The following is an 8,699-nucleotide window of genomic DNA, read 5'->3' on the forward strand; positions in this document are numbered from 1 at the left end:
CCCGGAGGAGAATCGGCCCATGCCGAGCATCACCATGCTGGACATCGAGCAGCTGAAGAAGACCAAGCTCAAGCCCTTCATCGAGAAGTGCCTGAAGCACCGGGCGCCCGACCCGGCCTTCCACGCGATGCAGGGCCACAACGAGGACCTCTCGAAGGCCATGTACGTCGCCTGGGGCGCCGTCTTCAGCACCGGGGCGGTGGACCACAAGCTCAAGGAGATCATCCGGGTGCAGCTCTCCCGGATGGCCGACTGCAACTACTGAGGGAACGTCCGGTCCGCTTCGGCGAAGCGGATGGGCCTGACGGAAGAGATGATCGACGAGGGCATCGAGAACTACCGCGAGAGCGAGAAGTTCACCGAGGCGGAGAAGCTGGCCCTGCGCTACAGCGAGCTCATGGCCACCGACCCCGGCGCCATCGACCAGGAGTTCTACGAGGCGCTGCGCGAGCACTACACCGAGGAAGAGATCGTCGAGCTCGGCGTCTTCATCGGCTTCAACGTGGGCTACCACACCTTCTTCGGCACCCTCGACTTCTACCCCATGTTCTCCCCTGACGGACGCCTGGTGAGCCAGGAGGAGAGCCGCCGCATCTACGGCGAGAAGCCCGTCTCCCACCTGCGCGGGCCGCTCGCGCGCGCCCAGGCCATGGGCCAGGGCGCCGGCGGGCGGCCGGCCGGCAAGGCATAGGAGGCGCGCCATGCCCATCATCCGGCCGCTCGAGGACGATCAGATCAAGGAGAAGGGCTGGGACCGCATCCTGCGGCGCTGCCGGGAGGTCCAGGCGCCGGACGAACTCTTCGTCCGCATCCTGGCCCATGCGCCCGGCTACGCCAAGGCCATCCACGACGCCATGCACATGTCCCACGCCGAGGGGAACGTCCCCCACAAGCTCAAGGAGATCATCCGCATCCAGCTCGCCCGCCGCGCCGGGGACACCTACTTCGCCAACCTGCGCTCCGAGAAGGCGAAGAAGGAGGGGCTGACCGAGGAGCTGATCGAGGCGGGCTGCAGCGCCGGGTTCGAGACCGACCCGCGCTTCACCCCCGCCGAGAAGTGGGCGCTGCGCTACGCCTGGCTCATGTACCGCGAGCCCAAGAAGATCGACAAGGCCTTCTACGAGGAGGGCAAGCGGCACTGGAGCGAGGCCCAGATCATGGAGCTGGGCGGGATGATCGCCCTCCACTACGGGATGCAGGCCTTCATGCGCACCCTGGGCGCCTTCCCCATGCGGGACCCCCGGGGGAACCCCGTGGAGGAGGAGCAGGCGCGGGAGATCTACGGCCCCAAGGTGCCGGAACGGGAGTAGGGCAGGACCCGCCAACCAGAATGCGTAAGCAGATTCCTCGCCACACTCGGAATGACGCCAGGTTTTTTGGCCTTACATGTCATTCCGAGGACCATAGGTCCGAGGAATCTGCTTTTTTTTGACCCCCCCCTCCTTGACATCCTCCTCCGCGCCTCCTGTAATGACCACATAGTTGCAATACGCATCCACGTAATGTGGACATGCGGAGGGGCCTCGCCATGCTGGCCGCGAACCGCTCGGAGGGCCTCCGCCGGGGCCTCCGGATCCTCGGCCTCTTCACGAGCGCGCAGCCCGAATGGGGCATCCGCGGCATCGCGCGCCGCCTCGAACTGAGCCCGAACCAGGCCTACCGGGCCGTCAAGACCCTCGCCGAGGGAGGCTATCTCCAGAAGAACCGGGCGACCGAGAAGTACACCCTCGGCCTCCGCGCCTATGAGCTGGGGATGGAAGCCGCCCGCCGGTTCGGCTTCCCCGAGGCCCGCCCCCACATGCAGCGGCTGGCGGCGGAGATCCTGGCCACCATCACCATCCGCATCGAGGATGGCGACGACATGGTGGTGATCGAGCGGGTGGAGAGCCCCGGCCGCCTGCGCGTCCACTCGATCCACGGCAACCGCCGCCCCTGGAGCTTCAACGGGGCGGGGGCCAAGCTCCTCGCCTCCTTCCGGCCGGACGCCGAGCTGAGGCTGTTCATCCGGAAATACGGCCTGACTCCCTTTACCGACGCCTCCATCACGGACGAACGCGAGGTACTGGAGGAGGCGGCCCGCATCCGCCGCGCGGGCTACGCCGTGAACCACGGGGAGGATGCCCCGGAGATTTTCGGCGTCGCCGCCCCCATCCTCAGGCGGGAGGGCGGATCCGCGCTGGTCCTCGTCGCGGCCATGCCCTTCGGCGGCCTGTCCCCGAGCCGCCGGGAGGAGATCGTGCCCATGGTGGTCCGGACGGCGCAGGAGATCGCGAGCCTGCTGGGGAACGGCTTCCAGCCCGCGCACGGGCTCGCGTAGGGAGTTGCGTAAAAGGGGGCCGGCCGCGCGCCGGACCCGCAGGGGCATTGCCGCTTTCTTGTGCAAAGGAGAATCCATGAACCGGTTCCTGCGACCCATCCTGATCGCCTGCGCCGCGCTCCTCGCCGCCGCCCACGGGGCGGAGGCGGCCCCCTTCCGCATCGGCGCCCACCGCTCCGTCCACGGCTCCTGGGAGGTGGTGGCCCACAAGATGGGCTACTTCAAGGAGGCGGGCCTCGACTACACGATGCAGTACTTCAAGCAGGGCAAGCTCATCGCCCAGGCCCTCCTCACCGACAGCCTCGACGTGGGGACGGTGGGCGTGGCCGCCTTCGTGACCTCGGTGGGAAAGGGCGCCAAGCTGACCGCCATCGCGGTGACGGCCAACATCTGCGGCACCGAGTGGATCGTCGTCCCCAAGGACTCCAAGGCACGGAGCGTGAAGGACCTGAAGGGCCTCACCTTCGCCGTCCGCACGGGCGAGGGGACGGACTTCGCCTTCAAGTCCTACATCCTGCCCAAGAACGGGATGACGGAGGGCGACCTCAAGTGGCTCAACATCGCGACGACCGACCGCGTCGCCGCCATGCTCGCGGGCAACGCCCAGGCGGCCATCCTGGACGACCCCCAGGCCGAGATCGCGCGCAGCAAGGGCCTCGTGCGCTTCCTCGGGGACTTCTGCCCCTACGACAACATTCGCATGATGCACGCCGGGAACCCGATGCGGCTCAAGAGCGACCCGGCCTCCTACGAGAAGTACTTCCGCGGCTGGCTGCGGGCGCACGAGCTCAAGAAGAAATATCCGGAGAAATACGCCCGCGCCTACACCGAGGCCCTCGCCGAGACGGGGGACAAGGGGGACTACCCCGTCGTTCTCGCCGTGGTCAGGCGGCTGCGCTCCGAGCCCGCCATCACTCCGGCGGTCAAGGCCTACATGGTGGACATGGCCGAGAAGCAGAAGAAGCTCGGCTGGATCAAGACCGTGCCCCGGTTCGACCAGGGCCAGGCCGTGGACGGCTCGATCTTCGAGAAGGCGGCGGGAAGGAAGAACTAGCGGCGACGGAAGCGGGAAAGACAAAAGCGGATTCCCCGGGCTTCCGCCCCCGGAATGACATCTTGGGCCATTGAGCGAGGGTCCGGGTGTCATTCCGAGCCCTGCGCTTGCGCTCAGGGTAAACTCCGCGGGGAATCTGCTTTTCTTTTGGATTGGAAAAGAATCTACGCGAGGGTGTTGACGTTCCCCCCGCGGCCGCCGGTGACGAGGTTCGCCCGCTGCTGGGCGCTGATGTTGGACTGGCGCAGCGCGGCCAGGCCGGCGGCCTGGCGCGTCTGGCCGCGGGTGAAGGAGACGACGGTCTCGGCGAAGTCGGCGTCCCGGATGGCGCTCTCGCTCTCGCGGAGGGCTTCCGCCCGCGCCTCGAGGTTCCGCACCTCGGGCTCCAGCTCGCTCGACTGCCGAGCCCCGAGCCGGCCCCGGAATGTCCCCGCCTGCTCGATGGCCCGGTCCGCCTGCTCGAGGGCCTGGGCGGCCCCCTGGGGCGTGGTGAGGTCGACCCCCTGGAGGTCCTGCAGGGCGCTGTCCAGCTCCGACGTGTCCAGGCCCAACTCCCCGGCCCGGCTGCCCTGAAGCGCCTGCCGCACGCCCTGGAGGGAGGACTGGGCCGAGGCCTGGTTCGCGGCCCGGGTGGTGGCGTCCCCGCCGCCCGTGTTGAGGGAGCTGAGGGCCTGGTTGCGGACGTTGCGGAGCTGGGTGAGCACCTCGTCGAAGCGCACGTCCTCGACGCGGATCTGGTTGATCTGGTTCTGGCGGCCCTGGATCTCCTCCCCGACGCCCGCCACCTGGGCGCGGAGGTTCTCGCTCGTGATGAGGCCTGCGGGGTCGTCCGCCCCGCGGTTGATCCGTGAGGCGGTGGAGAGCTTCTCGGCGTCCCGGGCAAGCCCCTGCTGTGCCTCGCGGAGGCTCCGGAGGGCCTGGAGGGACTGGAGGTTCTGGTTGATCCGGAGACCCATGCCCGCCTCCTTGACGTTACATCTCAACGTCCACTTGGTCGACGCATCTTGGTCTAGGGTAGCCAGTATGCCATGAGCCCATCCGGGTGGCGATATTGTTCATCGAGGAGACCACCATGCAGTGCCACGCTCCCAGGGAAGGCAGGCCGGATGCCCGGCCCCCGCCGACGAGATAACACAGAACCCGCTCCACCCCGCCCCTCGTGCCCAGGACGTGAGGGCACAACACCCGATAGTTGCCTTGATAAGAGCAGGTTATCTGGAGTTTTTCCATGATGGCTTTGCGGAGGATTAGATAGTTGGCGGAGGGCAACGGGAGAACTCCTCGATCAGGGAAAACGTCTCTCTCTCCTCAATCGGGGAGGGGGGGACTCTCGACCAAAGATAGCATGCTTTATTATATCACGTCCGATTTGCTGATGCGAAGGATATCAATTACATCCCGAAAAAGGCCCGGATTCGCTCGGCCGCGGCGCGGGAGACGCCATCCATCACCTCCTGGACGCGGGCGGGGGAGGTGTCCTCGATCACTCCGTACCAGCCTGTGTGGTACATGTCGCGCACGTCCTTGGGCACGAAGTAGACGGCCGGGTCGCGGCGGAAGCGGTCGCTCCGGGCGCCCCGCTCCATGGGGGAGGCGTCGGTGGCCTTCTCCAGGTGGACGAGCCCTGGCCGGTCGGCCAGGACGGGGAGCACCTCCAGCTCCCCGCCGTGGGTGAGCCCCACCTTCTGGCCGTAGAGGTCCTTGGCGACGAAGTGCGCGTTCACGATGAGGACGGCCGCGCCCTCGAACTCGTTCTGGGCGCGCTCGGCGGCGATCTCGACGGCGGGGGCGTTGCGCTCGTGCCAGTTGAGGTAGACGAAGCGCCGCGCCCCGTGCCGGTGGAGGCTCCCCACCACGTCCAGGACGAGGGCGATGAGGGTTTCCGGGCGCAGCGTCACCGTGCCCGGGAAGCCCATGTGGAGGGGCGTGACGCCGTAGGGGCAGAAGTCGGCGAGGAGGCCCCCGGTGAGCGCCGCCACCCGGCGGGCGAAGGCCTCGGCGGCGTAGTAGTCCGTGCCGAGGGGAAGGTGGCTCCCGTGCTGCTCCACGCTCCCGAGGGGGAGGATGGCGAGCTTCGTCTCGGCCAGGATGCGCCCCGCCTCGGGGCTGGTCATCTCCATCAGGGTGCGGGCCTTGTCCATCGGGATCTCCGCAATCATTCAGACGACGTGCGTAGGGGCGCACGGCCGTGCGCCCCTACTTCATCTCCATGATCTCGAGCACCACCCCGTCCGGGCCCCCGAAGTAGCAGTAGCGCAGGTGGGGGAGGTCGCCCTCTTCCAGGATGGGGACGCCCTTCGCCCGCAGTTCCCGGAGCATGGGGTCGTACTCCCCCTTGTCCACGTAGAAGCCCAGGTGGTCCACCCCCATCCGGGGGAGCCCGGCGGGGGGGAAGGGGGGCGCCTCGCCGGGCCGCACCCCGCGCACGATGAACATGGTCCCCCCGAGGAGGAGCTTGGTCTGGGGCGCCCCGTAGCGCAGCACGGAGTCCTTGATCCCGGCCCCCAGGACCTCCTGGTAGAACTTCACCGCGGCGTCGTGGTCGCGGTGGACGATGTGGGCGTGCTCGTAGCGGAGGGGCATGGGGTTCCTGTCGGGTGAGGGTCGAGAGGTTTACGCCGGCCCGGCGATTCTGCGTCAAATCCGCCGGGATGGGAAGCAGGGCGCACGGCCGCACGCCCCTACTCCTCCCGCCGGGCCTGGACCTCCCACTCCTCCTCCCCGGCCCGCCGCAGGGTCAGGCCGACGGGCCGGCAGCAGACGCGGCAGTCCTCGACCATCTCCTGGCGGCCCCCGCCGCTCGGATCGGCCAGGGCGCGGTTGGGCGCCCCGCACCAGGGGCAGGCGTAGGAGAGGGGGTGAAGGCGCATGGGGAAGCCTCCTTCCTTTGCCATCGCGCGGGCTTCCGTGTATATCCTACCCCCTTCTGACCGGCCCGGCCGCCGCCGCGGGGAGCTCCCGGAGGGGGAGCGGGGCGGGGGGCGGGTTTCGCCCATCCGGGCCGGATGATCACCAACCCCGCGGGAGGCAAGTCCTTTGGCGCTGGCAGTGTGCAACGGAATCCAGATCTCGTACGACGACACCGACCCCAATACGTCCAAGACCCCCGCCATCTTTCTCCACGGCCACGGCCTCAACCGCTCGATGTGGGACGTGCAGAAGCAGGCCCTGCGGGGCTCGATGCGGGTGGTGACGGTGGACCTGAGGGGCCACGGGCGCTCGGAGAAGCCCAAGACGGGATACTCGCGCGACGAGGAGGTGAAGGACCTGGAGGGGCTCCTCGGGGTGCTCCGGGCCCGGCGGGTGCACCTGGTGGGGCTGAGCCGGGGGGCCGGCATCGCCCTGGCCTTCGCCGCCGCCCACCCGGAGCGGACGGCCTCGGTGGCGGCCCTCGGGGCGGGGACGGACCTTGCCCGCCTCATGCCCGAGTTCGCGGATCAGCGGCTCCAGACCATGGCCACCCTGCGGGCGGAGGGCCTGCGGGCGGCGAAGGAGTACTGGATGTCGCTCCCCATCTTCGCCCCCCTGCGGGAGAACGCCGAGGCGCTGGCCAAGGTGGAGCAGATGATGCTCACCTACACGGGGGCCCACTGGCTGGACCCCCAGCCGCCCAAGGACGGCTCCCTCCTCGCCTTGGCGCCCAAGATCGGCGCCCGGACGCTCATCGCGGTGGGGGAGCGGGACTTGCAGGGCTTCCGGGCCTCGGCGGAGGAGATTGCGGCCAAGGTCCCGGGGGCGGAGAGGATGACGGTGCCGGGCGCGGGCCATCTGGTGAGCCTGGAAACCCCTGAAGCCATGACCCAGGTGCTGACGGCCTTCCTCGGCAGGGGCTAGCGGAGGGATTGCGGGGGTCCCCCGGGTTTCCGGACGGCTAAAAATCAGGTTGCAGTGCAAAACCATAATTTATGTATTTTCATTTGGTTATTCCTGATTTGCTTTGAGAATAGTTCCGGCCGGGGAATTGACAAAAAATGACCGGGGGGCTATATTTCGCCCTGCTGAGAGAGAGACAAGGAAGGTTGAGTTCCTTCCTCGGAATGCTCCGGCGGCGGGGCAGGTCAGGCCCCGGCGGAGGCGAGGGAAGTATTTCTCGCTTCGGGTGAGAACGGAGCCCCTCGGAATCAGCCCAATTTTTTCGTTTTATTCGTCTTTTTGGTTGACGGAAGCTGTCAGCCGTCGTAAATTTGTCGTTTGCCTTCCTGTTTCAGGGAGGCCCGATCTTTGAAAACCGAATAGGGTGCGAACGGAACTCGAGCGGGTTCCGCAATTTCCCAATTGAGCGTAAAGGGACGGGACAGCTGCCGGGCAACTGGCAGTTGGCGCCTTCGGGCGGTCCCTTTTATGAAATTCAATTGGAGAGTTTGATCCTGGCTCAGAGCGAACGCTGGCGGCGTGCCTAACACATGCAAGTCGTACGCGAAAGCCTTCGGGCAAGTAGAGTGGCGAACGGGTGAGTAACACGTGAGCAACCTGCCTTCGGGACCGGAATAACCTCTCGAAAGGGGGGCTAATACCGGATGAGACCACGGGGCCGAATGGCCCAGGGGTCAAAGATGGCCTCTGCATGCAAGCTGTCGTCCGAAGATGGGCTCGCGGCCCATTAGCTAGTTGGCGGGGTAACGGCCCACCAAGGCTACGATGGGTAGCCGACCTGAGAGGGTGATCGGCCACACTGGGACTGAGATACGGCCCAGACTCCTACGGGAGGCAGCAGTGGGGAATTTTGCGCAATGGGGGAAACCCTGACGCAGCGACGCCGCGTGGAGGATGAAGGCCTTCGGGTCGTAAACTCCTGTCAGGAGGGACGAACGGTATGGCGGCCAACACCCGCCATGCTTGACGGTACCTCAAGAGGAAGCTCCGGCTAACTCCGTGCCAGCAGCCGCGGTAATACGGAGGGAGCAAGCGTTGCTCGGAATCACTGGGCGTAAAGGGCGTGTAGGCGGAACGGTGAGTCGGATGTGAAAGCCCCGGGCTCAACCCGGGAAGTGCATTCGATACTGCCGTTCTTGAGTGTGGTAGGGGAGAGCGGAATTCCTGGTGTAGCGGTGAAATGCGTAGATATCAGGAAGAACACCTGTGGCGAAGGCGGCTCTCTGGACCATAACTGACGCTGAGGCGCGAAAGCTAGGGGAGCAAACGGGATTAGATACCCCGGTAGTCCTAGCCGTAAACGATGGGCACTAGGTGTGGGAGGCGTTGACCCTTCCCGTGCCGCAGCTAACGCATTAAGTGCCCCGCCTGGGGAGTACGGCCGCAAGGTTGAAACTCAAAGGAATTGACGGGGGCCCGCACAAGCGGTGGAGCATGTGGTTTAATTCGACGCAA

The 8,699-nt window shown here is 66.7% G+C and carries 10 protein-coding genes and 1 rRNA gene; 7 read left to right on the forward strand and 4 right to left on the reverse strand.

Annotation, left to right across the window (positions count from 1 at the left end; all coding sequences use genetic code 11):
• Positions 1-19: 19 nt before the first annotated feature.
• From HYZ11_13290 to HYZ11_13310, 5 genes are all read left to right on the forward strand, one after another.
• Complete coding sequence (locus tag HYZ11_13290) at positions 20-265, forward strand: hypothetical protein (protein MBI3128573.1); 246 nt, start codon at positions 20-22, stop codon at positions 263-265.
• Between the two features lie 30 nt (positions 266-295).
• Positions 296-691 (forward strand): carboxymuconolactone decarboxylase family protein, encoded by a 396-nt coding sequence (locus HYZ11_13295; protein ID MBI3128574.1) that lies wholly within the window; start codon positions 296-298, stop codon positions 689-691.
• Between the two features lie 10 nt (positions 692-701).
• Positions 702-1,310, forward strand: a complete 609-nt coding sequence (locus tag HYZ11_13300) for a hypothetical protein (protein MBI3128575.1) — start codon at positions 702-704, stop codon at positions 1,308-1,310.
• A 218-nt stretch (positions 1,311-1,528) separates the two neighbouring features.
• Positions 1,529-2,317 carry an IclR family transcriptional regulator gene (locus tag HYZ11_13305; GenBank protein MBI3128576.1) on the forward strand — a complete coding sequence of 263 codons (789 nt, stop codon included), beginning with the start codon at positions 1,529-1,531 and terminating at the stop codon, positions 2,315-2,317.
• Between the two features lie 76 nt (positions 2,318-2,393).
• A complete protein-coding gene (locus HYZ11_13310) occupies positions 2,394-3,371 on the forward strand; it encodes an ABC transporter substrate-binding protein (protein ID MBI3128577.1) in 978 nt (325 codons plus the stop codon).
• A gap of 164 nt (positions 3,372-3,535) precedes the next feature.
• Here HYZ11_13310 and HYZ11_13315 read toward each other — a convergent pair whose 3' ends face one another.
• The 4 genes from HYZ11_13315 to HYZ11_13330 form a co-directional block, all read right to left on the reverse strand.
• Complete coding sequence (locus tag HYZ11_13315) at positions 3,536-4,327, reverse strand: hypothetical protein (GenBank protein MBI3128578.1); 792 nt, start codon at positions 4,325-4,327, stop codon at positions 3,536-3,538.
• Positions 4,328-4,762: 435 nt separating this feature from the next.
• Positions 4,763-5,512 (reverse strand): creatininase family protein, encoded by a 750-nt coding sequence (locus HYZ11_13320; GenBank protein MBI3128579.1) that lies wholly within the window; start codon positions 5,510-5,512, stop codon positions 4,763-4,765.
• Positions 5,513-5,567: 55 nt separating this feature from the next.
• Entirely contained in the window at positions 5,568-5,954 is a 387-nt protein-coding gene (locus tag HYZ11_13325; GenBank protein MBI3128580.1) for a VOC family protein, read from the reverse strand.
• A 98-nt stretch (positions 5,955-6,052) separates the two neighbouring features.
• Positions 6,053-6,241 (reverse strand): CPXCG motif-containing cysteine-rich protein, encoded by a 189-nt coding sequence (locus tag HYZ11_13330; GenBank protein ID MBI3128581.1) that lies wholly within the window; start codon positions 6,239-6,241, stop codon positions 6,053-6,055.
• Between the two features lie 166 nt (positions 6,242-6,407).
• Here HYZ11_13330 and HYZ11_13335 point away from each other — a divergent pair, with 166 nt between their 5' ends.
• The gene (locus HYZ11_13335; protein ID MBI3128582.1) at positions 6,408-7,205 is read left to right on the forward strand and encodes an alpha/beta fold hydrolase; all 798 of its coding nucleotides are present in this window, start codon (positions 6,408-6,410) and stop codon (positions 7,203-7,205) included.
• 515 nt (positions 7,206-7,720) lie between these two features.
• A 16S ribosomal RNA gene (locus tag HYZ11_13340) occupies positions 7,721-8,699 on the forward strand; the annotation flags it as partial.

The organism is Candidatus Tectomicrobia bacterium, assembly GCA_016192135.1.
Classification (GTDB): domain Bacteria; phylum UBA8248; class UBA8248; order UBA8248; family UBA8248; genus 2-12-FULL-69-37.

Bases quoted from the DNA above. Each gene is read 5' to 3' on its own strand.
- HYZ11_13290 (MBI3128573.1), top strand. From the start codon at position 20: ATGCCGAGCATCACCATGCTGGACATCGAGCAGCTGAAGAAGACCAAG.
- HYZ11_13295 (MBI3128574.1), top strand. From the start codon at position 296: ATGGGCCTGACGGAAGAGATGATCGACGAGGGCATCGAGAACTACCGC.
- HYZ11_13300 (MBI3128575.1), top strand. From the start codon at position 702: ATGCCCATCATCCGGCCGCTCGAGGACGATCAGATCAAGGAGAAGGGC.
- HYZ11_13305 (MBI3128576.1), top strand. From the start codon at position 1,529: ATGCTGGCCGCGAACCGCTCGGAGGGCCTCCGCCGGGGCCTCCGGATC.
- HYZ11_13310 (MBI3128577.1), top strand. From the start codon at position 2,394: ATGAACCGGTTCCTGCGACCCATCCTGATCGCCTGCGCCGCGCTCCTC.
- HYZ11_13315 (MBI3128578.1), bottom strand. From the start codon at position 4,327: ATGGGTCTCCGGATCAACCAGAACCTCCAGTCCCTCCAGGCCCTCCGG.
- HYZ11_13320 (MBI3128579.1), bottom strand. From the start codon at position 5,512: ATGGACAAGGCCCGCACCCTGATGGAGATGACCAGCCCCGAGGCGGGG.
- HYZ11_13325 (MBI3128580.1), bottom strand. From the start codon at position 5,954: ATGCCCCTCCGCTACGAGCACGCCCACATCGTCCACCGCGACCACGAC.
- HYZ11_13330 (MBI3128581.1), bottom strand. From the start codon at position 6,241: ATGCGCCTTCACCCCCTCTCCTACGCCTGCCCCTGGTGCGGGGCGCCC.